Consider the following 25823-nt stretch of genomic DNA (forward strand, 5'->3'; position numbering starts at 1 on the left):
CCCCGTTCCTACGGCGGTCCTACTCCTGCTTCTTGCGACGCGTGCCGAACACGATCTCGTCCCAGCTCGGCACGGCGGCACGGCGGCCGGGGCGGACCCCGTCGGCCTCCGCCTGCCGGTCGGTGGCCCCGACGAGGCGGTCGCGGTGGCTGGTGACCGAACGGGGCATCAGGACGTCCGCGTAGGCCGAACCGGCCGAGGCGGCGGGCGCCGGGGGCTCCTCCGTCGCGGGCTCCTCGACGGACTCCTCCACGGCCTCCGACGGGCGTTCGGGGACCACCAGATCGCCGCGGAAGCTCGGCACCGCCTCCAGCAGGCTGGTCAGCGAGTCCCGGTCGCCCGCGCTCTCCTCGACGGGCTCGGGCGGCAGCGCGGGCAGCACGGGCCGCTCGCGGTCGCCGAGGGCGCCCCGGTCCAGGGCGCGGTCCATCGAGCGCTCGCGCGGCAGCCGGGCGATGCGCGGGACGAACGGGAAGCTCGGCTCGGGCACGGCGAGGTCGTCGGATTCGCCGATCAGCGAGCGCGCCTCGTCGTCCACGGCCTGCACCAGCCGCCGGGGCGGGTCGTAGGTCCAGCTCGCCGAGTGCGGTTCGTCCGCGACTTGGTAGGCGAGCAGGACTTCCCAGGTGCCGTCGTCGCGGCGCCAGGAGTCCCACTGCACGGTGTCCTTGTCGGCGCCGCGCAGCAGCAGCCGCTCCTGGACGGCCTCACCGAGCAGCGGACCGGAGTTCTCGCCGGGACGGCGGACCGGGGTCTTGCGGGCACGCTCGGCCATGAAGGCGCGTTCGGCCAGTACGGGGCCCTCGAAGCGCCGCACCCGGTCCACGGGGATGCCCGCGAGCTGTGCCACCTCTTCCGCCGTGGCACCGGCGCGTATACGCGCCTGGATGTCGCGGGGCCGGAGATGGCTCTCGACCTCGATCTCGATCTGGCCGAGCCGGGGCCGGTCGCCGCGCACGGCGGCACGCAGCCGCTCGTCGATCGGAAGCGTGTACTCCGTTGAGTCGGCAGCCTTCAGCACCAGTCGTGTGCCGTCATTCGAGACGGCCACGACACGCAGTTCGGGCATGGGGACCTCCCGGGTGGTGCCTGCCGACGTCACGTGCGTCGCTGCTTCCGCTAGTCGAGTGTGGCCTGCCCGGGTGCAGCCTGCCACAACCTTGCCGAGTTGCCCGGCGTGTCGGGCACGCGCCCTGGAACGCCGTTATGGCACGGTTACGTGTTCGCAACGCTAAGTGACCAACTCCATCACCCTGTGCAACTAGCCCCCTCCCGGCGGTCCCGAACGGCCGCGGACACCCTGGTGGGAGACCGGACCCAGGGCTGGCAACAGTACTCCATTCGGACCACGTGCGTGGATGGGCGCGCCATCCAACTTCAGGCGAGGCATGCGACTTCGGTACCCGCAACCGGTTTTGTTGATCATGAACGTGGCGAACTTCACGCAATCCCCAGAAACGGAACTATTGCTTTCGGCCGTACGTCCCTTTCTCGTGCAACCGATCGGTCCATGTCATCAAGTAGGCCGTGAAGTACGGGAAAGGCAGGCAAGTTCCGGGTATGCGAGAGACGCCCGATGCGGGTCGTAAGCGGATCGACCTGAACGTCCCCCAGGTCGCGGGCGGCGCCATGGCGGCGGTCGTGGCGGCGAAGCTGGCCTCGTATTTCGGGGTGTACGGCACGATCCTCGGCGCCGGTGTGGTCAGCGTGGTGGCCACCTGTGGCGGCACGGTCTTCCAGCACTTCTTCAAGCGGACCGGGGAGCAGCTGCGGGAGAAGGCCACGGTGGCCGCCCGGCCCAGAGGGCAGGAGGCGCCGCCACCCGGGGAGTTCACCCGGGGCACGGTCTATCGCGCGCGGGTGAGGGGCTGGAAGCGGCCGGTCCTCGCGGCGGCGGTGGTCTTCGGCGTCACCATGGCCGGCATCACCACCTGCGAACTGGCCTCGGGCAGCAGCTTCAGCGGTGGCGGGGGCACCACGGTGAGCGGCGCCGTCACCGGCCGCGGCGCGTCCTCCTCGAAGTCCGAGTCCCCGGGGCCCGGTTCCCCGGATCCGGGATCCTCCCCGAAGTCCGGCTCCCCGGGGCCCGGATCCTCCGGTCCGGGTGACGGCACGCCGTCCATCCCGCCCTCCGGGACGCCGGACGGACCGCGGTCCGGCGCCGGCGGTGCTGCGGGCGACAGCGCCCCGCCCACGCCCGGCGGCTCCGGCGGCGCGGACGGCACGGGGGCGAGCGAGGGGCCGAGCCCGTCCGCGACCCCGACACCCGGCGGACCGGCCGGGACGCCTACGGCCCCAGGACCCTCCGCAAGTAGTCGTTCTGGAACACCCGTTCCGGGTCGAGGCGATCCCGCAGCGCCGTGAACTCCGCGAAGCGCGGATACACCCGGGAGAAGTACTCGGCGTCCCGCGTATGCACCTTGCCCCAGTGCGGCCGGCCCTCGTGCGCGGTGAAGATGCGCTCGGCGGCGGTGAAGTAGGCCTGGTACGGGGTGCCCCGGAACATGTGTACGGCGATGTAGGCGCTGTCCCGGCCGGACGCGGTGGACAGGGTGATGTCGTCGGCCGGGGCGGTGCGCACCTCCACCGGGAAGCTGACGCGCAGGCCCGAGCGGTCGAGCATGGCCCGCAGCTCGCGCAGCGTCTCCACCACGGCCGCGCGCGGGACGGCGTACTCCATCTCCACGAAACGCACCCGGCGCGGCGAGGTGAAGACCCTGTAGGGGATGTCCGTGTACGTCCGCGCGGACAGGGCCTTGCTGGATATCCGGGCCAGCCCCGGCACGGTGGCGGGAGCGGCGCGGCCGACCCACTGGGCCACCTGGAAGACACCGTTGGAGAGGAGCTCGTCCTCGATCCAGCCGGCCACCGGCCCCACGGGCTGCTCGGGTCCGGCGCTGCGGTTGTTGCGCTTGGTGTTGGTGCTGCCGGTGTGCGGGAACCAGTAGAACTCGAAGTGCTCGTTCTCCGCCCACAGCTGGTCGAACTCGGCGAGGACCCGCTCCAGGGGCATCGGTCCCTCCTGTGCCGTGAGCAGGAAGAGCGGCTCCACGGCGAAGGTGATCGCGGTGACGACACCGAGGGCGCCGAGGCCCGTCCGGGCGGCCGCGAAGACCTCGGGGTTCTCCTTCTCGGAGCAGGTGAGCACCGAACCGTCGGCCGTGACCAGTTCGAGCCCCCTGATCTGGGCGGAGAGGGAGCCGGACTCACGGCCCGTGCCGTGCGTGCCCGTGCTGGTGGCCCCGGAGACGGTCTGCTCCATGATGTCGCCCATGTTGGTGAGCGACAGACCCTCGCGCGCGAGAGCCGCGTTGAGTCTCTTGAGCGGGGTGCCCGCCGCCACGGTGACCGTCATGGACTCCCGGTCGATCCCGCGGATGCCCGTCAGCAGATGCGGGCGGATCAACACGCCGTCGGTCGCGGCGATCGACGTGAAGGAGTGGCCGGTCCCGACCGCCTTCACCTTCAGGCCGTCCTCGCGTGCCCGGCGCACCGCTTCGGCCAGTTCCTCCACCGAGGCGGGCTCGACCTGCCGGGCGGGCCGGGCGCGGACGTTGCCGCCCCAGTTACGCCACGTTCCGTTCTTCCCGCTCGCTGTGCTGCTCAACGGTGCCTCCCCGCCCCGCGACCGGCCTGCGCAGCCGGCGGTACCCGAGGAAACCGACCGCGAGCGCGACGGCTCCGGAGACCACCGGAACCCCGTACCCGGCACGCGCCCCGGCTGCGTCGATCACCCAGCCGGCCGCGGAGGAGCCGAGCGCGACACCGACCGCGAGGCCGGTGCTCACCCAGGTCATGCCCTCGGTGAGCTTCGCGCGAGGTACGTGCTCTTCGATGAGGGACATCGTCGTGATCATCGTCGGTGCGATGGCCAGCCCCGCAACGAACAGCGCCACGGCCAGAAGCGGCAGGTTTCCGACCAGTAGGAGGGGGATCATACTCACGGCCATCGCCGCCACGCCCAGCATCCAGCGACGTTCCGGCGGCCCGGTGAACCGCAGCAGCCCGAAGACGGCCCCCGCCGCACAGGACCCGGCCGCGTACCCGGCGAGGACCAGGCTGGCCGCGCCCTTGTGGCCCCGTTCGTCGGCGAAGGCGACGGTGACCACGTCCACCGCGCCGAAGATCGCGCCGGTCGCCACGAACGTGGCCACCAGCACCCGCAGTCCGGTCGAGCGCAGGGCGCTGCCGCCGCCCTCGCCGTCGCGCTCGCGCGGGTGCGGCCGGGGTTCGGTGGCCCGCTGGGCGGTGAGCCAGAAGACGCCGGCCGCGAGGAAGCAGGCGGCCAGCAGGGGCCCCGCCTCCGGGAACCAGGCCGTGGACAGCCCGATGGAGATGATCGGGCCGAAGACGAAGCAGACCTCGTCGACCACCGACTCGAAGGAGTAAGCGGTGTGCAGCCGGGGCGTGCCCCGGTACAGCGCCGCCCAGCGGGCGCGGATCATCGCGCCGAGGCTCGGCACGGAGCCGATCCCGGCCGCGCTGAGGAACAGCACCCAGTCGGGCCACCGGAAGTGGGAGGCGAGCAGCAGCCCGGCCGCCGCCGCGAGGGCCAGCAGCGTCGCGGGGCGCAGCACCCGGCGCTGCCCGTGCCGGTCCACCAGGCGCGAGATCTGCGGCCCGAGGGCCGCAGCGGACAGCGCGATGGTCGCCGACAGGGCGCCCGCGAGCCCGTACCTCCCGGTGAGCTGGGAGATCATCGTGACCACGCCGATGCCCATCATCGACAGCGGCATCCGGCCGAGGAAGCCTGCGGCGGAGAAGGCCTTGCTGCCGGGCGCGGCGAACAAGGCTCTGTAGGGGCTGGGCACGATGTCTCCGAAGCGGCTGGGTAAGGCACGAACGCGGCGGATACAGCTTACGAGTTAGGGCACCCTCATCACACCCTTGGACGCGATGGATTCAGGTCCGGTGCGCGAGCGGGAGAAAACGGCCGAAATCATTTCGAACGAGACTTCCGCCCCGGGGTTGCCCGGCTGTCGGTGCCGGGTGGCAGGATCGAGACATGCCAGACGCGCTCGATGCCACCCCGTACGACGCCCTGCTCCTGCTCTCCTTCGGCGGCCCCGAAGGACCGGACGACGTGGTCCCGTTCCTGGAGAACGTCACCCGCGGGCGCGGCATCCCCAAGGAACGCCTGAAGGAAGTCGGGCAGCACTACTTCCTGTTCGGCGGGGTCAGCCCCATCAACGAGCAGAACCGCGCCCTGCTGGACGCCCTGCGCAAGGACTTCGCCGAACACGGCCTCGACCTGCCCGTCCACTGGGGCAACCGCAACTGGGCGCCGTATCTGACGGACACCCTGCGCGAGCTGGCCGCCGACGGCCGCCGGCGCGTCCTGGTGCTCGCCACCAGCGCCTACGCCTCCTACTCGGGCTGCCGCCAGTACCGCGAGAACCTCGCCGACGCGCTGGCCGCCCTTAAGGCCGAGGGCCTCGAGCCGCCGAGGGTCGACAAGCTCCGGCACTACTTCAACCACCCCGGTTTCGTCGAGCCGATGATCGACGGCGTGCTGCGCGCCCTGGCCGACCTCCCCGAGGACGTCCGCGACGGCGCCCACCTCGCCTTCACCACCCACTCCATCCCCACCGCGGCCGCCGACACCTCCGGCCCGGCCGAGGCCCACGGCGACGGCGGCGCCTACGTGGCACAGCACCTGGAGGTGGCCCGGCTCATCGCCGACGCCGTCCGCGAGCGCACCGGCGTCGACCACCCCTGGCAGCTCGTCTACCAGTCCCGCTCGGGCGCCCCGCACATCCCCTGGCTGGAACCCGACATCTGCGACCACCTGGAGGAGCGGCACGCGGCCGGGGCCCCGGCCGTCGTCATGGCCCCCATCGGCTTCGTCTCCGACCACATGGAAGTGCTCTACGACCTCGACACCGAGGCCGCGACCAGGGCCGCGGAACTGGGACTGCCGGTGCGCCGCGCGGCCACCGTGGGCGCCGACCCGCGGTTCGCCGCGGCCGTCCGCGAGCTGGTCCTGGAGCGCTCGGCCGTGGAGCGCGGGGAGACGGTCACCCCCTGCGCCCTGGGCGCCCTGGGCCCCAGCCACCACCTCTGCCCGGCGGGCTGCTGTCCGGCCCGCGCGCCCCGCCCGGCGGCCGCCGGGGCCGACAGCCCCTACGCGTGAGGAGACCCGTGACCGACACCGCGCACCGCGACCTGCTCGACCTGGCCCGTGAGGCCGCCCGCCACGCCGGCGAACTGCTGCGCGACGGCCGCCCGGCCGACCTGGCCGTGACGAAGACCAAGTCCAGCCCGATCGACGTGGTCACCGAGATGGACATCGCGGCGGAGAAGCTGATCACCGACCTGATCTCCGCCCGGCGTCCCGACGACGGCTTCCTGGGCGAGGAGGGCGCCTCCGTGGCCGGCACGAGTGGCGTGCGCTGGGTGATCGACCCCCTCGACGGCACCGTCAACTACCTGTACGGCCTGCCGACCTGGGCGGTCTCCATCGCCGCCGAGTACGACGGAGAGACGGTCGCCGGGGTCGTCGCGGCGCCGATGCGCGGCGAGACGTACCACGCCGTGCGCGGCGGCGGCGCGTGGGCCACGGGCGCCTGGCAGGGCGAGCGTGCGCTCGGCTGCCGTCCCGCGCCCCCGCTGGACCAGGCGCTGATCTCCACCGGCTTCAACTACGTCACCGAGGTCCGCGCCCACCAGGCCGAGGTGGCCGGCCGGCTCATCCCCCGGTTCCGGGACATCCGGCGCGGCGGCTCGGCCGCGATCGACCTGTGCGACGTGGCCTGCGGTCGGCTGGACGGGTACTACGAGCGGGGGCTCAACGCGTGGGACGTCGCCGCGGGCGACCTGATCGCCCGGGAGGCCGGCGCGCTGACCGGTGGACGGCCCGGCGAGCGGCCCTCGCGGGAGCTGACGGTGGCCGCGGTCCCCGGGGTCTTCGAGCCGCTCCAGGAGCTGCTGGAGGACCTCGGGGCCTGGCACGACTGAGCCCCCTCGGGGCCGGCGCGGATCCACGAGAGGGCGCCCGGCGGGCGGGCGGACGCGAGAGGGCCCCGGCGCTGGATTCGCCGGGGCCCCTTCTCGCGCTTTCGATCCGGTCAGACGCGTGACGCGCCGACCTCCACACCGTGTTCGGCGGCGAGGCGTCGCAGGTCGTCGAGCTCGGCCTGCTCCACTTCGGCGAGGAAGTCGTCGCCCTCGTCACGAGCCCGCGACAGGTCGGACTCGGTCGCCTTTATGCGCTGCAGAAGTCCTGCGGTGAAAGCGTCCATGCTGCGCCCCCTCGTCCTGGGTCGTGGGTAGGTGGCACGGGGGTGTGCCGGTTGGGAAGGGGCGATCACGGCTCTCGCAGGTGCCCGGCGCTGCCGTGCCGGGCGGCCACGGTGCCGGACACCCGCGCCCGTTCTGCGGAAGCGGAGCGCGTCGTACCGCATGGTGCTGCGGCACATGCAGAGCGTGATCGCGGGGTGTAAAGCCGTCCTCCCCCCGCTCCTCTCCCGGGAAACCTCGACCGGCGGAGAAAATCTCGTGCCACCCGCCCCCGTACCCCCGTCCCTCCGGCCCCGCACCCCGTCTTACAGCCGACTTACGGCCGAAAAGGGCAGGATGGGGTTCACACCCCACGAACACCCTGCCCGCGTGTGCGCACAGCCTGCTACGCGAGTGGACACAGGAAGGACAAGCGCGTGCGCGTACTCGTCGTCGAGGACGAGCAACTGCTCGCCGATGCGGTGGCCACCGGACTGCGCCGGGAGGCCATGGCCGTCGACGTCGTGTACGACGGTGCGGCCGCCCTGGAGCGCATCGGCGTCAACGACTACGACGTGGTCGTCCTCGACCGCGACCTCCCGCTCGTGCACGGCGACGACGTCTGCCGCAAGATCGTCGAGCTGGGCATGCCCACCCGCGTGCTCATGCTCACCGCCTCCGGCGACGTCAGCGACCGCGTGGAGGGACTGGAGATCGGCGCCGACGACTACCTGCCCAAGCCGTTCGCGTTCAGCGAGCTGATCGCGCGCGTGCGCGCCCTGGGCCGGCGTACGAGCGTGCCGCTGCCCCCGGTCCTGGAGCGGGCGGGCATCAAGCTCGACCCCAATCGCCGCGAGGTCTTCCGTGACGGCAAGGAGGTCCAGCTCGCGCCCAAGGAGTTCGCGGTCCTCGAGGTGCTCATGCGCAGCGAGGGCGCGGTCGTCTCCGCCGAGCAGCTGCTGGAGAAGGCCTGGGACGAGAACACCGACCCGTTCACCAACGTGGTGCGGGTGACGGTCATGACCCTGCGCCGGAAGCTGGGCGAGCCGCCCGTCATCGTCACGGTCCCCGGCTCCGGCTACCGGATCTGATCCCGTGGCCGCCACCCCCGCGCCCCCGCAGGCGCCACCGAAGCCCACCTGGGACCCACGAAGGCCCCAGCCCCCGTCCCCTTGGCTGCGCCCGACCATCCGCATACGGCTGACCCTGCTGTACGGCGGCATGTTCCTGATCGCCGGCATCCTGCTGCTGTCGATCATCTATCTGCTGGCCGCGCAGGCGATCAGCACCGGCAACCAGCCATTGTTCAAGATCGTCAGCTATCAGGAGCTGAAGGTCTCCAGCGGCAACTGCCCCGCGATCAACACCACCCGTCTGTCGTTGTCGGACTTCAACGACGCGATCGCGCACTGCGTGGACCAGCAGCGTCAGGCGGCCCTGGACAACCTGCTCAGCCGTTCGCTGCTGGCCCTGCTGGGGCTCGCCGTGATCGCCTTCGCGTTCGGTTACGCGATGGCGGGCCGGGTGCTGTCCCCGCTCGGCCGGATCACCCGCACCGCGCGGCAGGTGGCCGGTTCCGACCTGTCCCGCCGGATCGAGCTGGACGGCCCCGACGACGAGCTGAAGGAGCTGGCGGACACCTTCGACGACATGCTGGAGCGGCTCCAGCGGGCCTTCACCGCCCAGCAGCGCTTCGTCGGCAACGCCTCCCACGAGCTGCGCACGCCCCTGGCGATCAACCGCACGTTGCTGGAGGTGCACCTGTCGGACCCGGACGCGCCGGTGGAACTGCAGCAGCTCGGCAAGACGCTGCTGGCCACCAACGAGCGCAGCGAGCAGCTCGTCGAGGGTCTGCTGCTGCTGGCCCGCAGCGACAACCAGATCGTCGAGCGGGGGCCCGTCGACCTGGCCGAGGTCGCCACGCAGGCCGTCGACCAGGTGCACGCCGAGGCCGAGTCCAAGGGCGTGAAGATCCGCGGGGAGCGCAAGCCCGCCGTGGTGCAGGGCAACGGCGTGCTGCTGGAGCGGATCGCCCTGAACCTCGTGCAGAACGCCGTGCGCTACAACGTGGCCGAGGACGGCTGGGTCGAGGTGGACACCGAGGTCCGGCACGGACACGCGGTGCTCACCGTCTCGAACACGGGACCGGTGGTGCCGGCGTACGAGATCGACAATCTTTTCGAGCCCTTCCGGCGGCTCCGTACCGAGCGCACGGGCAGCGACAAGGGCGTGGGTCTCGGCCTGTCCATCGCCCGGTCCGTGGCCCGGGCGCACGGCGGGCACATCGCGGCGGAGCCCCGCGAGGGTGGTGGCCTGGTGATGCGGGTCACGCTGCCGCTGTGAGCGACGACCGACACGCGCGGAGAAGTTTCGCTTCACGCGGAATTTCCAGGGTGCCGGACGGGGTTCACATTGTGTGATCGATCACATGGGCGGATTTCCGGCCATACACCCTCCGTGATCATGACAGAGGGTGTAAAGCCGGGAAAGTCCTGGTTTTCGGGGCTCTTGATCACGGGAAGTACACGGTGAGGCGCCTTTGGAGTGCGCCATCCGAACCGTGTACGGTCCTCACCGCCATCCAAGCCGATCGCTCTTGAGAGGTCGGGTTGGGTGTCGATTGAGTAACAGACCTTGATGTGAGGCAAAATCTCCGCCTCAGGTCGGGCACAAGTCCGGCCTCTCACGCGTTACGTGCGCTGGAGACACCGCAGACACCCAGAGGGGGAGAGCGACTATGGCAACCGATTACGACACTCCACGCAAGACCGACGATGACGTCGACTCGGACAGCCTTGAAGAGCTGAAGGCCCGGCGGAACGACAAGTCCACCTCGGCGGTCGACGTCGACGAGTTCGAGGCCGCAGAGGGCCTGGAACTTCCCGGCGCCGACCTCTCGAACGAGGAACTGGCCGTCCGAGTACTGCCCAAGCAGCAGGACGAGTTCACCTGCATGAGCTGCTTCCTGGTGCACCACCGCAGCCAGCTGGCCCGCGAGAAGAACGGTCAGCCGATCTGCCGCGACTGCGACTGAGGACGGGTCGGCCATGTCTGGCTCGACCCCTCCACGGAAGCGCCGCTTTTCCCTGCGGAAAGCGGACCACGGGCCGTCCGACGGCCCGCACGGCGCGCGTGACGACGGGCGGGGCTCAATCGATGAGAGAGCCTCGCTCGAACCGGCGGACGCCGGGGCGGACCCGTCGGCGCCGACGCGTCATCCCGCACCCGTCGCCAGGCGACGGGCGGCGGTGATGCGCGAGAGAGCCCGGGACATGGCCCGGGAAGGGGCCCGTAAGGGCGGCAGCCGCGCCAGGGCGGGGCTGGCGTACCTCGCGGACCGGATCATCGAGATCGCCCCGCGTATCCCCGTACGCGACCTCGCGACCCTGCGCGGACAGTTCCCGGGTCTGGGACCCGAGGAGCTCGCCGACAAACTGGTGGCGGGCGCGGCGGCCGGGACCTCGACGATCGGAGCCGGCGTCGGAGCGGCGGCGATGCTGCCGGTACCCCCGGCCATGCCGACCGAGCTGGCCGCCGAGATCACCGGCGTCGCCGCGATCGAGCTGAAACTCATCGCCGAACTCCACGAGGTCTACGGCGTACGCCCGCCCGGGAGCGTCAAGGCCCGCAGCACCGCGTACCTCTCCTCCTGGTCGCAGGAGCGCGGGATCGACGTGATGAAGCCGTCGACGTACGACACGGCCCTCGGGGGCCGTATGAAACGCCAGCTGCGCCAGCAGATCATGAAGCGGATGGTCCGCAACCTGCCCAACCTGACGCCGTTCATGGTCGGAGCCGCGGTCGGGGCGGTCATGAACCGCCGGGACACCAGAAGACTCGCGGGCCGTATCCGCGACGACCTGCGCGGCCACCAGGTGCCCTGGGACAAGCTGTCCGAGCTGCCGCCGCTGGAGGAACCGGCCCGACCGCTGCGCATGGACGACCTGCCCGACGAGCTCTAGGTGCGCCGTCCCGGGAGGTTGGCCCCTGGCGTCCCGCGAGGGAACCGGGCGCCCGGGGGCGTTCAGGCGTCCTGGGCGTTCGCCTCGCGTGCCGCCTCGATCGCCGCGGCCAGCCTCTGCGGCTCGCGCGTCGACAGGTACAGGTACGGCGTCGGGTCCTCGGGGTCGGTGACCTCCACCCGCAGCGCCGTCGGGATGTAGGCCCTCAGCAGCAGGAAGGCGCGGGTGTCGGCCTTGTACGTCCGCCAGGCGCGGGCCTCCTCCGCGTCCATGACCACCGAGGCGCCCAGTGCCGACACCGGGATCTTGGCCTCTCCCGCGATCAGGGAGTCACCCACGACACGGATGCGCGGCGAGCCGTAGGAGCTGGCCACCACCGCCGCGGCGGCCGTACCGCCCACCAGGCCGCCGAGCAGCGGCAGCGTGCCGAAGGGCAGCAGGATCAGGGCGAACGAGACACCCACGAGGAAACTGATCAGCCACCACGTACGCGGGGCGGTGAGGCGTTCTTCGTAGGGAGTGGCGGAGAGCTGCATAACGCCAAGCTTGGCACGGGATCCGCGGCGCGCCGACGCACGGGTAAGGTCTGCGCCTGTGAGTGGTAGTTCCGCAGCTCTTCAGCCTCCCGCCGACGCCGTGCCCCCGGTACGGCACCCCGACGCGCCCGCGCCCGGCGAACTCCTCGGCGCCCACTACGAACGCTGTTTCGGTTGTGGTCCGGGGCAGCCGCACGGGCTGCGCCTGGAGGCCCGGGCCGGTGAGGGCGTGTCGTTGACCGCCGAGTTCACCGTGCGCCCCGCCCACCAGGGCGCCCCCGGCCTCGCGCACGGCGGAGTGCTGGCCACGGCGCTGGACGAGACGCTCGGCTCGCTGAACTGGCTGCTGCGCACCATCGCCGTCACCGGCCGGCTGGAGACCGACTTCGTGCGGCCCGTGCCCGTCGGCACCACCCTGTATCTGGAGGCCGAGATCACCGCCGTGGCCGGGCGGAAGATCTACTCCACCGCCGTCGGACGCATCGGAGGCCCCGGCGGCCCCGTCGCCGTCCGTGCCGACGCCCTCTTCGTCGAGGTCAAGATCGACCACTTCATCGACCACGGCCGCGAGGCGGAGATCCAGGCGGCCATGAACGACCCGGACCAGATCCGGCGCGCCCGCGCCTTCGAGGTGAACCCGTGAGCCGAGCCCCCCTGAACGTGCTGATCCGGCGCGTCGACCCGGACGTACCGCTGCCCGCGTACGAGCACCCCGGCGACGCCGGAGCCGACCTGCGCACCACCGAGGCGTGCGAGCTGAAGCCCGGCGAGCGTGCCGTGCTGCCCACCGGTGTGTCGATCGCCCTGCCGGACGGGTACGCGGCCTTCGTGCACCCGCGTTCCGGCCTCGCCGCCCGCTGCGGCGTGGCCCTCGTCAATGCCCCGGGGACGGTTGACGCCGGGTACCGTGGGGAGATCAAGGTGATCGTGGTGAATCTCGACCCGCGCGAGTCCGTGCGGTTCGAGCGCTTCGACCGGATTGCCCAACTGGTTGTCCAGCAGGTCGAGAGGGTCCGCTTCCAGGAGGTGGCGGAACTTCCCGACTCGGCGCGGGCCGAGGGGGGCTTCGGGTCCACCGGCGGCCATGCCGCGGTGGGCGGCGAGAGCGGCACAAGCGGTCAGGCCGCCGTGAGCGGCCCGACGGGTGGGAATCGATACGCTTCGGTCGTATCCGACCGGGAAGGACAGTGACGTGTTCGGACGTCGCAACAAGAAGGGTGCCGCCGAGGATGCGGCCGGCGAGGCCGAGCAGGTCGTCGACAACGTCGACACCGAGGCGGACGAGATGGACGCGGTGGACGCGGCCGAGAGCGAGCGCGTCCGGCTGGAGCCCGGACCCCGGCCCGACGGGCCGTGGGACAGCGACGAGGTGCGTGACCCGGCCGAGGGCCGGGTCGACCTCGGCGGCCTGTTCATCCCGGGCGTGGACGGCATGGAGCTGCGGGTCGAGGTGGCCGGTGACGCGATCGTCGCCGCGACCGTCGTCCTGCGCGACAGCGCCGTCCAGCTCCAGGCCTTCGCCGCGCCCAAGCGCGAGGGCATCTGGGGCGAGGTGCGTGAGGAGATCGCCGCCGGCATCACCCAGCAGGGTGGCATCGTCGACGAGGTGGAGGGGCCGCTGGGCTGGGAGCTGCGGGCCCAGGTGCCGGTGCAGCTGCCGGACGGCACCGGCGGCTTCCAGGTCGTGCGGTTCGTCGGCGTCGACGGCCCGCGCTGGTTCCTGCGTGGTGTGATCTCCGGCCAGGGCGCGGTGCAGCCGCAGGCCGCCGGCCTGCTGGAGCAGATCTTCCGCGACACGGTCGTGGTCCGCGGCGAGGGCCCGATGGCGCCCCGCGACCCCATCGTGCTCAAGCTGCCCAACGACGCCCAGATGGTTCCCGAGGGCGTCCAGCAGGAGGAGGGCTCGCGCTTCTCCGGCGGCATGGGCCAGCTGCAGCGCGGACCGGAGATCACCGAGGTCCGCTGACACCGGCACAACGCAAGGGCCGTACCCCTCGGGGTGCGGCCCTTTCCGCATGCCGCGCCGCCGCCCACGTCTGCCTCCTACCAGCTGGACGCGGCCGTCCCGCCCCGCGCCCGGCCACCCGGGACCTCGTCAGGGATCCGTCAAAGTTGCCCGGTGCCCACCCCCCTGTCCCGTTTGCCGTGATTGTTGGCCGTAAGGTCGACGCTGCGTAGGCAGCAGTCACGGGAAGACAATGGAGCCATGGCACGAGGCAAGCTTCGGATCTACCTCGGCGCGGCACCGGGCGTGGGCAAGACCTACGCGATGCTCTCCGAGGCGCACCGCCGTGCCGAACGGGGCACCGACTGCGTCGTGGGGTTCGTCGAGCACCACGACCGGCCCCGCACCGAGGTGATGCTGCACGGCCTGGAACAGGTGCCGCGCCGGCAGCTGGAGTACCGGGGGGCCACCTTCGGCGAGATGGACGTCGACGCCGTACTGCGCCGCGCCCCCGCCGTCGCCCTGGTGGACGAACTCGCCCACACCAACGTCCCCGGCTCCCGCAACGCCAAGCGCTGGCAGGACGTCCGCGAACTCCTCGCCGCCGGCATCGACGTCATCTCCACCGTCAACATCCAGCATCTGGAGTCACTCGGCGACGTCGTGGAGTCGATCACCGGGGTCCGCCAGCGCGAGACCGTGCCCGACGAGGTGGTCCGGCGGGCCGACCAGATCGAGCTGGTCGACATGTCACCGCAGGCCCTGCGCCGCCGCATGGCGCACGGCAACATCTACCAGCCGGACAAGGTCGACGCGGCCCTGTCCAACTACTTCCGCCCCGGCAACCTGACGGCCCTGCGGGAGCTGGCGCTGCTGTGGGTGGCCGACCGGGTCGACGCCTACCTCAACGAGTACCGCAGCGAACACCGCGTCTCCCGGATCTGGGGCTCACGCGAGCGGATCGTCGTCGGCCTGACCGGCGGTCCCGAGGGACGCACCCTCATCCGGCGCGCGGCCCGGCTCGCCGAGAAGGGCGCCGGCGGCGAGGTCCTCGCCGTCTACATATCCCGCAGCGACGGCCTGACAGCGGCCTCGCCCAAGGAGCTGGCCGTCCAGCGCACCCTCGCCGAGGACCTCGGCGGCACCTTCCACCACGTGGTCGGCGACGACATACCGGCCGCCCTGCTGGACTTCGCACGCGGCGTCAACGCCACCCAGATAGTGCTGGGCTCCTCGCGCCGCAAGGCCTGGCAGTACGTCTTCGGGCCCGGCGTCGGCGCCACGGTCGCCCGCGAGTCAGGACCCGACCTCGACGTCCACATCGTCACCCACGAAGAGGTCGCCAAGGGCCGCGGACTGCCCGTCGCCCGCGGCGGACGGCTCGGGCGGACCCGGATCATCTCCGGCTGGGCGGTGGGCCTGGGCGGCCCCGCCGTCTTCGCGGTCCTCCTCAACACCGTCGACCTCGGCCTCGCCAACGACATGCTGCTGTTCCTGGCCGTCACCGTCGCCGCCGCCCTGCTCGGCGGCCTGCTGCCCGCCCTGGCCTCGGCCGCCTTCGGTTCCCTGCTGCTGAACTACTTCTACACCCCGCCCCTGCACCGGCTCACCGTCGCCGACCCCAGGAACATCGTCGCCATCGCGATCTTCGTCGGGGTCGCCGTCTCGGTCGCCTCGGTGGTGGACCTCGCCGCCCGGCGCACCCACCAGGCCGCCCGGCTGCGCGCCGAGTCCGAGATCCTCTCCTTCCTCGCCGGCAACGTGCTGCGCGGCGAGACCGGCCTGGAGGACCTGCTGGAACGGGTCCGCGAGACCTTCGCGATGGAATCGGCCGCCCTGCTGGAACGGGCGAGCGACGTCGACCCGTGGACCTGCGCCGGCCGCGCCGGGTTCGGGCCCTCGCTCGAACGTCCGGAGGACGCCGACGTCGACATGCCCGTCGGCGACCACATGGCCCTCGCGCTCACCGGCCGGGTGCTGCCAGCCGAGGACCGCCGGGTGCTCGCCGCCTTCGCCGCCCAGGCCGCCGTCGTCCTCGACCGCCGGCGCCTGCGCGAAGAGGCCGAGCAGGCCCGAGCGCTCGCCGAGGGCAACCGCATCCGCACCGCCCTGCTCGCCGCCGTCAGCCACGACCTGCGCACCCCGCTCGCCGGGATCAAGGCCGCGGTGACCTCCCTGCGCTCCGACGACGTCGCCTGGTCCGAGGAGGACCAGGCGGAGCTGCTCCAGGGCATCGAGGAGGGCGCCGACCGCCTCGACCACCTCGTGGGCAACCTGCTCGACATGTCCCGCCTGCAGACCGGCACCGTCACCCCGCTCATCCGCGAGATCGACGTCGACGAGGTCGTCCCGATGGCACTCGGCGGCGTGCCCGAGGACAGCGTCGACCTGGACGTGCCCGAGACCCTGCCGATGGTCGCCGTCGACCCCGGGCTGCTGGAGCGCTCGGTGGCCAACCTGGTCGAGAACGCCGTCAAGTACAGCCCGCGCGGGCACCGCGTCCTGGTCTCCGCCAGCGCCATGGCCGAGCGGGTCGAGGTGCGCGTCGTCGACCGCGGGCCGGGGGTGCCCGACGAGGCCAAGGACCGCATCTTCGAACCCTTCCAGCGATACGGTGACGCTCCGCGCGGTGCCGGGGTCGGACTCGGCCTGGCGGTCGCCCGGGGCTTCGCCGAGGCCATGGGCGGCACGCTCAACGCCGAGGACACACCGGGCGGGGGGCTCACCATGGTCCTCAGCCTCCGCGCGGCGCTCCCGGGCGCCGAGCCCCTCCCGCCCGGGCGGCCCGAAGCTGAAGCAGCGGAACCAGCGGAACCAGAAAGGCAGACCTCATGCTGAGCCCGAATGGGGGAACCCCCACGAGGGTGCTCGTGGTCGACGACGAGCCGCAGATCGTGCGCGCCCTCGTGATCAACCTCAGGGCGCGCAGATACGACGTCGACGCGGCCCCCGACGGCCGCACCGCCCTGGAGCTGGCCGCCTCCCGCCACCCCGACGTGGTCGTGCTCGACCTGGGCCTGCCCGACATGGACGGCGTCGAGGTGATCCGCGGCCTGCGCGGCTGGACCCGCGTCCCCATCCTGGTCCTGTCGGCCCGGCACTCCTCCGACGAGAAGGTCGAGGCGCTGGACGCGGGCGCCGACGACTACGTCACCAAGCCCTTCGGCATGGACGAGTTGCTGGCCCGGCTGCGGGCCGCCGTGCGCCGGGCCGAACCGGTCGGCGCGGGCGAGGACGACCTGACGACCGTCGAGACCGAGGGCTTCACCGTCGACCTCGCCGCCAAGAAGGTCGGCCGCGCCGGCAAGGACGTCCGGCTGACCCCCACCGAGTGGCACCTGCTGGAGGTGCTGGTCCGCAACACCGGCCGTCTGGTCAGCCAGAAGCAGTTGTTGCAGGAGGTGTGGGGGCCGTCGTACGGGACCGAGACCAACTACCTTCGGGTGTACATGGCCCAGCTGCGCAGAAAGCTGGAGGCGGACCCCTCCCACCCCAGGCACTTCATCACCGAGCCGGGGATGGGATACCGGTTCGAGAAGTGAGCCGGGCCGATCGGAAGTGAGCCGGCCCGGGCCGTGAGCTGGCTTACAGTGCTGTCGCCCCTCCCCGGTACCCTTCACGTATGACTGCTGTTCCTCGATCGGAAAAGCCGGCCGGCCGGTTCCGGCGCATGCTCGACCGGCTCTCCTCCTCCCAGGAGGACCTGGAGTCCGAGGAGCTGCGCGTGGACGCCGAGACGGCGGGCTGTACCAGGATCGGCGACTGCCGGGACCGGCAGATCGTCACCGTAACTGGTACCTTGCGCACGGTCACCCTGCGTCCGCGCGCGGGCGTCCCGGCCCTGGAGGCCGAGCTGTTCGACGGCTCCGCCGCGCTGGACGTCGTGTGGCTCGGCAGGCGCTCCATCGTGGGCATAGAACCGGGGCGCAAGCTGCTCGCATCGGGCCGGATCTCGATGAGCCGGGGCCGCCGGGTGCTGTTCAACCCGAAATACGAACTGCGACCCCTTGGACGGGAGTAGCCGGTGACGTCCCTCGACAAGCCGACCGAAGGCGCCGACCAGAGTCCGCCCGCCGATGTCCGCGCGGTGACCGAGGCCGCGCTGTTCGAGGCGTTCGGCGGTGTCCGCGGCATGGTCGAGACGGTCGTGCCGGGCCTGCTCTTCGTCGCGATCTTCACGGTCGACAAGAACCTGCATCTGGCCGCGATCGCCGCGCTGGCCGTCTCCCTCGTCCTGGTCGTGGTCCGGCTGGTCATGAAGGACACCGTCAAGCACGCCTTCAGCGGCGTGTTCGGCGTCGCCTTCGGCGTGGTGTTCGCGATGTTCACCGGCAACGCCAAGGACTTCTACCTCCCCGGCATGCTCTACACGCTGGGCCTGGCGCTGGCCTACATCGTCACGACCCTCGCCGGCGTGCCCCTGATCGGCCTCATCCTGGGCCCGGTCTTCAAGGAGAACCTCTCCTGGCGCACCCGCAACCCCGGCCGCAAGAAGGCGTATGCGAAGGCCAGTTGGGCCTGGGGCCTGATCCTGCTGGCCAAGTGCGCGATCCTCTTCCCGCTGTACTGGTGGGCCGACACCACCTCGCTCGGCTGGATCCTGGTCGCCCTGAAGATCCCGCCGTTCCTGCTGGCGGTCTGGCTCACCTGGGTCTTCCTCGCGAAGGCGCCGGCGCCCATCGACGTGTTCGCGGAGATGGAGGCCGAGGAACGGGCCGAGAAGGCCGCGCAGACCGAGCGGGAGCGCGCGGCCGCGGCGGCCGGCGAGAGCGGCGAGGCGACCGCGGGACGGCACCGCCGGGAGTCGTGAGCGGCCGTGGTACGACGGCGGCGTGAGCGGCCGTAATACGACGACGAAGGGCGCGCCCCGGCGGCGAGGGGCGCCCGTACGACGACGAAGGGCGCCCCCGGCAGCGAGGGCGCCCTTTTCTCGTGCGGTCAGGCTTGTTCCCGCCGTACCGACAGCAGCTCCTCCAGCTGCTCCTCCCGGGCCTGCGCGGCCACGAAGAGCAGCTCGTCGCCCGGCTCCAGGGAGTCCTCCTTGGAGGGGGTCAGCACCCGCGTGCCCCGGATGATCGTGACCAGGGAGGTGTCCTGCGGCCACTCCACGTCGCCGACCTGGGTGCCGGCCAGCGCCGACTCCTCGGGAAGGGTCAGCTCGACGAGGTTGGCGTCGCCGTGGCTGAAGCGGAGCAGCCGGACCAGGTCGCCGACGCTCACCGCCTCCTCGACGAGGGCCGACATCAGTCGCGGCGTGGACACGGCCACGTCCACACCCCAGGACTCGTTGAACAACCACTCGTTCTTGGGGTTGTTCACCCGGGCGACGACGCGCGGGACGCCGTACTCCGTCTTGGCGAGCAGCGACACGACCAGGTTGACCTTGTCGTCGCCGGTCGCGGCGATGACCACGTTGCAGCGCTGCAGCGCCGCCTCGTCCAGGGACGTGATCTCGCAGGCGTCGGCCAGCAGCCACTCCGCCTGGGGCACCCGCTCCACCGAGATGGCGGTCGGGGCCTTGTCCACGAGCAGCACCTCGTGGCCGTTCTCCAGCAGCTCGGCCGCGATCGAACGACCGACGGCGCCGGCACCGGCAATGGCGACCCTCATCAGTGACCGCCCTCCTCTTCCGGGCCTTCGGCGAACGCCGCCTCGACCTTCTCGACGTCGTCCGTGCGCATCATCACGTGCACGAGGTCGCCCTCCTGCAACACGGTCTGCGAGGTCGGCAGCATCGCCTCGCCCAGACGGGTCAGGAACGCCACCCGGACGCCCGTCTCCTCCTGCAGCCTGCTGATCTTGTGCCCGACCCACTTGGGGGAGGCGTGCACCTCGGCGAGCTGGACGCCGCCGGTGGGGTCACGCCACAACGGCTCCGCCCCGGAAGGCAGCAGGCGGCGCAGCATCTGGTCGGCGGTCCAGCGGACCGTGGCCACGGTGGGGATGCCCAGGCGCTGGTAGACCTCCGCGCGGCGGGGGTCGTAGATACGGGCGGCCACGTTCTCCACACCGAACATCTCACGGGCCACGCGCGCGGAGATGATGTTGGAGTTGTCACCGCTGGAGACGGCGGCGAAGGCGCCGGCCTCCTCGATGCCCGCCTCGCGCAGGGTGTCCTGGTCGAAGCCGACCCCGGTGACCCTGCGGCCCCCGAAGCCCGGGCCCAGTCGACGGAAGGCGGTGGGGTCCTGGTCGATCACGGCGACCGTGTGGCCCTGTTGCTCCAGGGTCTGGGCAAGTGCGGAACCCACTCTTCCGCAGCCCATGATGACGATGTGCACGACCGTCCTTCCGGTGTCCAAAAGTTACTGCTCAGCATCAGGGTCTCAGACCGACGCCCAAAGCTACACACGGGCGGTCGGGGGTCGGCACCCCCGTGCGGGGGTTCGTGGGATCAGCGGTGCCGGTCGCCCTCCGTGATCATGGATCGCGCCCACCGCCGAGTGATGCTGCGCACGCTGAACAGGGTCAGGATTCCGAGGCCGGCCAGGGCGACCGTGGCCCCGATCAGCTCAGCGGTCGCGGGCATGGGACCTCCGAGGTGCGACGACAGGCGGGGTTTGCCATCTAGGCACGGAAGGCGCGCCCACCGCGGAATCCGTAGTTCTTGTGAGGCTTGAGTTCACTCGTGGGGCAGATACGGGACGGCGACTGGGCGGCTGCCTGTTCGAAGGCTTACGATCCTCTCTCGTGTCCAAACTGACCGACGTGCCCAAACGGATTCTGATCGGGCGCGCACTGCGCAGTGACCGGTTGGGCGAAACGCTCCTACCGAAGCGCATCGCACTGCCCGTCTTCGCCTCCGACCCGCTGTCCTCCGTCGCCTACGCGCCGGGGGAGGTCCTGCTGGTTCTGTCCATCGCGGGCGTGTCGGCGTACCACTTCAGCCCCTGGATCGCCCTCGCGGTCGTGGTCCTGATGTTCACCGTCGTCGCCTCCTACCGGCAGAACGTTCACGCCTACCCGAGCGGCGGCGGCGACTACGAGGTCGCCACCACCAACCTGGGCCCCAAGGCCGGTCTGACCGTCGCCAGCGCCCTGCTGGTGGACTACGTCCTGACCGTCGCCGTCTCCATCGCCTCCGGCATCGAGAACCTCGGTTCCGCCGTCCCCTTCGTGGTCGAGCACAAGGTGCTGTGCGCGACCGCCGTGATCGTCCTGCTGACGCTGATGAACCTGCGCGGCGTGAAGGAGTCGGGAAAGCTTTTCGCGATCCCGACGTACGTCTTCGTGGGCGGCGTGTTCATCATGGTCGCCTGGGGCGCGTTCCGGGGCCTGGTCCTCGGCGACACCATGCGCGCCCCGACGGCCGCCTTCCACATCAAGGCCGAGCACCAGGGCCTCGCCGGCTTCGCGCTCGTCTTCCTGCTCCTGCGTGCCTTCTCCTCCGGCTGTGCCGCCCTGACGGGCGTGGAGGCCATCTCCAACGGCGTCCCCGCCTTCCGCAAGCCCAAGTCGAAGAACGCGGCGACCACGCTCGCCATGATGGGCCTGCTGGCCGTCACCATGTTCTGCGGCATCATCGCCCTCGCCATGGCCACGAAGGTCCGCATGGCCGAGCACCCGGCCACCGACCTGCTCCACAACGGCAGCCCGGTCGGTTCGGGCTACGTCCAGAACCCGGTGATCTCCCAGGTCGCCGAGGCGGTGTTCGGCAAGGGCAGCTTCCTGTTCGTGGTGCTGGCGGCCGCCACCGCCCTCGTGCTGTTCCTCGCGGCCAACACCGCCTACAACGGCTTCCCGCTGCTCGGCTCGATCCTGGCCCAGGACCGCTACCTCCCGCGCCAGCTGCACACCCGCGGCGACCGTCTCGCCTTCTCCAACGGCATCGTGCTGCTGGCGGGCGCGGCGGCCCTGCTGGTGGTCATCTACGGCGCCGACTCCACGCGCCTGATCCAGCTGTACATCGTCGGCGTGTTCGTGTCCTTCACGCTCAGCCAGACCGGCATGGTCCGGCACTGGAACCGCCACCTGGCGCTCGAGAAGGACCCGGCGAAGCGCCGCCACATGGTCCGCTCCCGCGCGATCAACGCGTTCGGCGCGTTCTTCACCGGCCTCGTGCTGGTCGTCGTGCTGGTCACCAAGTTCACCCACGGTGCCTGGGTGGCCCTGCTGGGCATGGTCATCTTCTACGTGACCATGACCACGATCCGTAAGCACTACGACCGTGTGGCCGAGGAGATCGCCGCCCCCGAGGGTCCCGCCGACGACATGGTCCGCCCCTCCCGGGTGCACTCGGTCGTCCTGATCTCCAAGATCCACCGTCCGACGCTGCGTGCCCTGGCCTACGCCAAGCTGATGCGCTCGGACACCCTGGAGGCGCTCACGGTCAACGTCGACCCGCCCGAGACCAAGGCGCTGCGCGAGGAATGGGAGCGGCGCGGCATAGACGTACCGCTGAAGGTGCTGGACTCGCCGTACCGCGAGATCACCCGCCCGGTGATCGAGTACGTCAAGAGTCTGCGCAAGGAGTCCCCGCGTGACGCGGTCTCCGTGATCATCCCCGAGTACGTGGTCGGTCACTGGTACGAGCACCTGTTGCACAACCAGAGCGCGCTGCGCCTGAAGGGCCGCCTGCTGTTCACCCCGGGCGTCATGGTGACCTCGGTGCCCTACCAGCTGCAGTCCTCCGAGGCGGCCAAGGTGCGGGCCCGCAGGCGGCAGGAGTGGAGCGCTCCGGGCGCCGTGCGGCGCGGGCCGGCGGTGGAGCGGCCGAAGGAGTCGGCACCCGCCAAGGACTGAGGCACCGCGGGGAGGCCGTAGACTGGTGGGCTGTTGTCCGGCCCGACCGGTGTACGGCCGCCCACGCGGCGGCGCTTCCTTCCGCTCGTGCCCCCTTCTTCGATCTGGAGTCCCCCCACCATGCAGGCAGAACCGACGACGTCTCTGGTGGGCCGGGAGTACGAGGTCGAGATCGGCCCCGTCGCCCACGGCGGCCACTGCATCGCCCGTACCGCCGAGGGCCAGGTGCTGTTCGTCCGGCACACGCTGCCGGGCGAGCGGGTGCGCGCCCGGGTGACGGAGGGCGAGGAGGGCGCCCGCTTCCTGCGCGCGGACGCCGTGGAGATCCTGGAGGCCTCCAAGGACCGCGTCGAGGCACCCTGCCCCTTCGCCGGCCCCGGCCGCTGCGGCGGCTGCGACTGGCAGCACGCCAAGCCGGGCGCCCAGCGCCGACTCAAGGGCGAGGTGATCGCCGAGCAGCTGGAACGGCTCGCGGGCCTCACCCCCGAGGAGGCCGGCTGGGACGGCACGGTGATGCCGGCCGAGGGCGACAAGCTGCCGGCCGGCCAGGTCCCGCAGTGGCGCACGCGCGTCCAGTACGCCGTCGACGCCGACGGCAACGCCGGCCTGCGCCGCCACCGCTCGCACGAGGTCGAGCCGATCGACCACTGCATGATCGCCGCCCAGGGCGTCAGCGAGCTGGGCATCGAGGAGCGCGACTGGTCCGGCATGGCGTCCGTCGACGCGATCGCCGCCACCGGATCCCAGGACCGCATGGTCATCCTGGAGCCCCGCCCCGGGGCCCGGCTGCCGCTCGTCGAGCTGGACCGGCCGGTCTCGGTGATGCGGGTCGACGAGAAGGACGGCGGCATCCACCGCGTCCACGGCCGCGCGTTCGTCCGCGAGCGCGCCGACGACCGCACCTACCGGGTCGGCAGCGGCGGCTTCTGGCAGGTCCACCCGATGGCCGCCGACACCCTCGTCAAGGCCGTCATGCAGGGCCTGCTGCCCCGCAAGGGCGACATGGCCCTGGACCTCTACTGCGGCGTCGGCCTCTTCGCCGGCGCCCTGGCCGACCGCCTCGGCGAGAAGGGCGCGGTCCTCGGCATCGAGTCCGGCAAGCGGGCGGTCGAGGACGCCCGCCACAACCTCGCCGGCTTCGACCGCGTCCGCATCGAGCAGGGCAAGGTCGAGTCGGTACTGCCGCGCACGGGCATCACCGAGGTCGACCTGATCGTCCTGGACCCGCCCCGCGCGGGCGCCGGCCGCAAGACGGTCACCCACCTCTCCTCCCTGGGCGCCCGCCGCATCGCCTACGTCGCCTGCGACCCCGCCGCCCTCGCCCGGGACCTGGGCTACTTCCGGGAGGGCGGATACCGGGTACGGACGCTGCGGGCGTTCGATCTGTTTCCGATGACGCATCACGTGGAGTGCGTGGCTATTTTGGAGCCGGCCGAAAAGGGCCGCTGACCTGATCTTTCGTCGAGTGTGCGGTGTGTGCGCTGTGGGCGTGGTGCGCTTTCGGCCATGGCCGCGGGTTGGCCCATTAGGGTCGGGGGCATGACATCACTCCTCGCCGGCAGCGCCTTCGACTCGCTCCGCCTCGACGCGGTGACCGATCAGGAGGGGCTGCGCCGGGCCTACGCGCTCCCCGGCGACGCGGCCGTGCGCAAGCAGATGACGGAACTCACCGATCAGACACGGCGGTTGATCGGATGCTCATCGCTGGTCCTGGTCGCCAGCGCGGACGCCCAGGGCAACTGTGACGTTTCCCCGCGCGGCGGCCCCGCCGGGTTCGTCGCCGTGCTGGACGCGCGGACGGTGGCGATACCGGACGCGACCGGCAACAAGCGTCTGGACACGCTGCAGAACGTCGTCGCCACCGGACGGGCGGGGCTGCTGTTCGTCATCCCCGGGCGCACCACGACGCTCAGGGTGAACGGCAGGGCCTGCGTCTCCACCCGTCCGGAGCTGCTGTCACAGCTGACCGCCGTGGGCAAGCCGCCGGCCAGCGCGCTGGTGGTGGGGATCGAGGAGGTCTACCCGCACTGCCCCAAGTCGCTGCTGCGCAGCGGCGCTTGGAAGCCGGAGCAGTGGCTGCCGGCGGACGCCCAGCCGACCTCGGCCGAGGTGACGCTGGCCCAGCTGCGGATGCCGGAGCTGACGATCGCCGACATCGAGCAGGCGGAGGCTGATTCGCTGAAGTACCGGTACGAGTGACGGGGGGACAGTCTCCGCGGTCGCGACCGCGCACTGACGATCAGTCATGGACGGTCGGTCACGGACCGTCCCTCACGAAGCCCCCGCAGAACCGCCCCTTGTCGGTGCGCGTCCCTTTCTACGGTGGTATCCGCGACTACGACCGGGGAGGAAGCGTGCAGAGGCCGGAGGCGAGGCTCGCCGAGCGCATCGCCGAGCGGAGGAGGGCGGAAGGCGATCCTCGAGCCCTCGTCGGTGAGATGCGCCGCTCGGTCCTTCTGGTGCCCGTGGCCGACGGGGGGCTGTGGTCGGTGCGTTCGGGCGGGACGCGGTGGATCTGCGGGTTCACCGACGAGGCCGCACTGGCCCGGTTCGCCTTGCACCACGCGCCCGGAGACCAGCCGATGGACTACGCGGCCCTGCTGGGCGCGCGCATCGTCGACGAGATCGTGCCCGCCCTCGGCGAGCCCGCCGGTCTCGCCGTCGACATCGCCACCGAGGACGGGGCGATGTTCTTTCCGCCGGTCGCCGGCATCGTCCCGGACGCGGTAGCCGTCGATGCCGGCCGGGCGGGGAAGGGGCGGTCTTGAGCGACGACGGCAAGGACCTCCAGCTGGACAAGGCGTCCGTCGCCAAGTTCACACAGGGCCTGGGGACGACCATCGAACAGCTCGGTGACCTCGGCGGCGCCACCGGTTCCCTCATGGGAAAGGGCTTCTCGGAGCTGGCGATGACGGGGATGGAGGCCGGACACCACGGCCTCTCGGTCGACTTCGAGGACTTCTGCGAGTCCTGGGAGTGGGGCGTGCGCGCCCTGGTCCGGGACGCCAGCGAGATCGCGAACCGGCTCGGCCTGGCGGCGGGCACCCTGTGGGAGGAGGACCAGTACGTGGCGGGCTCGCTGAAGGTGGGCGCCAACTCCCTGTTCGGCGGCAACCCGCACGCCAGTGAGGAGGAGATCGCCAAGCAGGGCTGGGGCGACATCTTCACCCCGGACTACCTGCACCCCGACTACAGCGCCGAGTCGTTCGACAAGGCCGGTCACGACATGGCGCAGACCTGGAAGGACACCGGCCGCAGCCTTCTCACCGAGGGGGAGGGCGGTATGCGGTCGCAGATGCTCAACCAGGCGCTCGGTGTCTCCGACGACCAGTGGAACCAGGCGCTGGACGACACCTTCGGACCGTCGCCCGAAGAGCGCGCGCAGCAGCAACAGCAGGGTGAGTCCGGGGGGAACTGACG

Annotated in this window: 27 protein-coding genes; 19 read left to right on the top strand and 8 right to left on the bottom strand. The window is 71.5% G+C overall.

Features of this window, described 5'->3' with window-relative positions:
- Positions 1-19: 19 nt before the first annotated feature.
- A complete protein-coding gene (gene sepH / locus ACIBA9_RS27150; RefSeq protein WP_399366926.1) occupies positions 20-1069 on the bottom strand; it encodes a septation protein SepH in 1050 nt (349 codons plus the stop codon).
- A 491-nt stretch (positions 1070-1560) separates the two neighbouring features.
- On the opposite strand from sepH, the gene ACIBA9_RS27155 reads away from it, so the two are divergent.
- On the top strand, positions 1561-2364 hold the full coding sequence (locus tag ACIBA9_RS27155) for a hypothetical protein (RefSeq protein WP_399366927.1): 804 nt from the start codon (positions 1561-1563) through the stop codon (positions 2362-2364).
- Here ACIBA9_RS27155 and ACIBA9_RS27160 read toward each other — a convergent pair.
- Both ACIBA9_RS27160 and ACIBA9_RS27165 read right to left on the bottom strand, forming a co-directional pair.
- Positions 2288-3607 (bottom strand): D-arabinono-1,4-lactone oxidase, encoded by a 1320-nt coding sequence (locus tag ACIBA9_RS27160; RefSeq protein WP_399366928.1) that lies wholly within the window; start codon positions 3605-3607, stop codon positions 2288-2290. The two genes, ACIBA9_RS27155 and ACIBA9_RS27160, sit on opposite strands and share 77 nt — an antisense overlap.
- Positions 3567-4811: an MFS transporter gene (locus ACIBA9_RS27165; protein WP_399366929.1), complete on the bottom strand. Its 1245-nt coding sequence runs from the start codon at positions 4809-4811 to the stop codon at positions 3567-3569. Before ACIBA9_RS27165 ends, ACIBA9_RS27160 begins: the two co-directional genes overlap by 41 nt.
- Before the next feature lie 194 nt (positions 4812-5005).
- On the opposite strand from ACIBA9_RS27165, the gene ACIBA9_RS27170 reads away from it, so the two are divergent.
- The gene (locus tag ACIBA9_RS27170; RefSeq protein WP_399366930.1) at positions 5006-6133 is read left to right on the top strand and encodes a ferrochelatase; all 1128 of its coding nucleotides are present in this window, start codon (positions 5006-5008) and stop codon (positions 6131-6133) included.
- A gap of 8 nt (positions 6134-6141) precedes the next feature.
- Entirely contained in the window at positions 6142-6957 is an 816-nt protein-coding gene (locus ACIBA9_RS27175; protein ID WP_399366932.1) for an inositol monophosphatase family protein, read from the top strand.
- Positions 6958-7067: 110 nt separating this feature from the next.
- Here the strand turns inward: ACIBA9_RS27175 and ACIBA9_RS27180 are convergent, their stop codons facing one another.
- Entirely contained in the window at positions 7068-7241 is a 174-nt protein-coding gene (locus ACIBA9_RS27180; RefSeq protein WP_173456694.1) for a hypothetical protein, read from the bottom strand.
- A gap of 414 nt (positions 7242-7655) precedes the next feature.
- On the opposite strand from ACIBA9_RS27180, the gene ACIBA9_RS27185 reads away from it, so the two are divergent.
- From ACIBA9_RS27185 to ACIBA9_RS27200, 4 genes are all read left to right on the top strand, one after another.
- The gene (locus ACIBA9_RS27185) at positions 7656-8309 is read left to right on the top strand and encodes a response regulator transcription factor (protein ID WP_003993508.1); all 654 of its coding nucleotides are present in this window, start codon (positions 7656-7658) and stop codon (positions 8307-8309) included.
- A gap of 4 nt (positions 8310-8313) precedes the next feature.
- Positions 8314-9561: a sensor histidine kinase gene (locus ACIBA9_RS27190; RefSeq protein ID WP_399366934.1), complete on the top strand. Its 1248-nt coding sequence runs from the start codon at positions 8314-8316 to the stop codon at positions 9559-9561.
- 394 nt (positions 9562-9955) lie between these two features.
- Positions 9956-10252: a DUF4193 domain-containing protein gene (locus ACIBA9_RS27195; protein ID WP_005481602.1), complete on the top strand. Its 297-nt coding sequence runs from the start codon at positions 9956-9958 to the stop codon at positions 10250-10252.
- Positions 10253-10265: 13 nt separating this feature from the next.
- The gene (locus tag ACIBA9_RS27200) at positions 10266-11180 is read left to right on the top strand and encodes a hypothetical protein (RefSeq protein ID WP_399366935.1); all 915 of its coding nucleotides are present in this window, start codon (positions 10266-10268) and stop codon (positions 11178-11180) included.
- A 62-nt stretch (positions 11181-11242) separates the two neighbouring features.
- Here ACIBA9_RS27200 and ACIBA9_RS27205 read toward each other — a convergent pair whose 3' ends face one another.
- Positions 11243-11716, bottom strand: coding sequence for a DUF3093 domain-containing protein (locus ACIBA9_RS27205; protein ID WP_399366936.1), 474 nt, complete (start codon positions 11714-11716; stop codon positions 11243-11245).
- A gap of 58 nt (positions 11717-11774) precedes the next feature.
- Here ACIBA9_RS27205 and ACIBA9_RS27210 point away from each other — a divergent pair, with 58 nt between their 5' ends.
- From ACIBA9_RS27210 to ACIBA9_RS27240, 7 genes are all read left to right on the top strand, one after another.
- Complete coding sequence (locus ACIBA9_RS27210) at positions 11775-12359, top strand: PaaI family thioesterase (RefSeq protein WP_399366937.1); 585 nt, start codon at positions 11775-11777, stop codon at positions 12357-12359.
- Complete coding sequence (gene dut / locus ACIBA9_RS27215; RefSeq protein ID WP_399366938.1) at positions 12356-12907, top strand: dUTP diphosphatase; 552 nt, start codon at positions 12356-12358, stop codon at positions 12905-12907. The genes ACIBA9_RS27210 and dut overlap by 4 nt, the downstream gene beginning before the upstream one ends.
- Before the next feature lies 1 nt (position 12908).
- Complete coding sequence (locus ACIBA9_RS27220; protein ID WP_399366940.1) at positions 12909-13682, top strand: DUF3710 domain-containing protein; 774 nt, start codon at positions 12909-12911, stop codon at positions 13680-13682.
- Positions 13683-13922: 240 nt separating this feature from the next.
- Positions 13923-16499, top strand: a complete 2577-nt coding sequence (locus ACIBA9_RS27225; protein WP_399366941.1) for an ATP-binding protein — start codon at positions 13923-13925, stop codon at positions 16497-16499.
- Positions 16493-17203 (top strand): response regulator, encoded by a 711-nt coding sequence (locus ACIBA9_RS27230; RefSeq protein ID WP_399366943.1) that lies wholly within the window; start codon positions 16493-16495, stop codon positions 17201-17203. Before ACIBA9_RS27225 ends, ACIBA9_RS27230 begins: the two co-directional genes overlap by 7 nt.
- 80 nt (positions 17204-17283) lie before the next feature.
- A complete protein-coding gene (locus ACIBA9_RS27235) occupies positions 17284-17682 on the top strand; it encodes an OB-fold nucleic acid binding domain-containing protein (protein ID WP_399366945.1) in 399 nt (132 codons plus the stop codon).
- A 3-nt stretch (positions 17683-17685) separates the two neighbouring features.
- The gene (locus tag ACIBA9_RS27240) at positions 17686-18471 is read left to right on the top strand and encodes a DUF3159 domain-containing protein (protein WP_362157790.1); all 786 of its coding nucleotides are present in this window, start codon (positions 17686-17688) and stop codon (positions 18469-18471) included.
- Between the two features lie 128 nt (positions 18472-18599).
- Here ACIBA9_RS27240 and ACIBA9_RS27245 read toward each other — a convergent pair whose 3' ends face one another.
- From ACIBA9_RS27245 to ACIBA9_RS27255, 3 genes are all read right to left on the bottom strand, one after another.
- Positions 18600-19271, bottom strand: coding sequence for a potassium channel family protein (locus ACIBA9_RS27245; RefSeq protein WP_399366947.1), 672 nt, complete (start codon positions 19269-19271; stop codon positions 18600-18602).
- Complete coding sequence (locus tag ACIBA9_RS27250; protein WP_362157795.1) at positions 19271-19942, bottom strand: TrkA family potassium uptake protein; 672 nt, start codon at positions 19940-19942, stop codon at positions 19271-19273. The genes ACIBA9_RS27245 and ACIBA9_RS27250 overlap by 1 nt, the downstream gene beginning before the upstream one ends.
- A gap of 113 nt (positions 19943-20055) precedes the next feature.
- Positions 20056-20190, bottom strand: coding sequence for a hypothetical protein (locus ACIBA9_RS27255; RefSeq protein ID WP_399366950.1), 135 nt, complete (start codon positions 20188-20190; stop codon positions 20056-20058).
- A gap of 161 nt (positions 20191-20351) precedes the next feature.
- On the opposite strand from ACIBA9_RS27255, the gene ACIBA9_RS27260 reads away from it, so the two are divergent.
- The 5 genes from ACIBA9_RS27260 to ACIBA9_RS27280 all read left to right on the top strand — a co-directional run bounded on the left by ACIBA9_RS27260 (position 20352) and on the right by ACIBA9_RS27280 (position 25821).
- Entirely contained in the window at positions 20352-22403 is a 2052-nt protein-coding gene (locus ACIBA9_RS27260; RefSeq protein ID WP_399366952.1) for an APC family permease, read from the top strand.
- A 120-nt stretch (positions 22404-22523) separates the two neighbouring features.
- The gene (locus tag ACIBA9_RS27265; RefSeq protein WP_399366953.1) at positions 22524-23852 is read left to right on the top strand and encodes a class I SAM-dependent RNA methyltransferase; all 1329 of its coding nucleotides are present in this window, start codon (positions 22524-22526) and stop codon (positions 23850-23852) included.
- A 90-nt stretch (positions 23853-23942) separates the two neighbouring features.
- On the top strand, positions 23943-24602 hold the full coding sequence (locus ACIBA9_RS27270; RefSeq protein WP_399366955.1) for an MSMEG_1061 family FMN-dependent PPOX-type flavoprotein: 660 nt from the start codon (positions 23943-23945) through the stop codon (positions 24600-24602).
- A 155-nt stretch (positions 24603-24757) separates the two neighbouring features.
- Positions 24758-25171, top strand: coding sequence for an SseB family protein (locus ACIBA9_RS27275; protein ID WP_399366957.1), 414 nt, complete (start codon positions 24758-24760; stop codon positions 25169-25171).
- Entirely contained in the window at positions 25168-25821 is a 654-nt protein-coding gene (locus tag ACIBA9_RS27280; RefSeq protein WP_393899153.1) for a hypothetical protein, read from the top strand. The genes ACIBA9_RS27275 and ACIBA9_RS27280 overlap by 4 nt, the downstream gene beginning before the upstream one ends.
- Positions 25822-25823 lie beyond the last annotated feature (2 nt).

It is taken from the genome of Streptomyces sp. NPDC051452, from assembly GCF_044454765.1.
Taxonomy (GTDB): Bacteria; Actinomycetota; Actinomycetes; order Streptomycetales; family Streptomycetaceae; genus Streptomyces.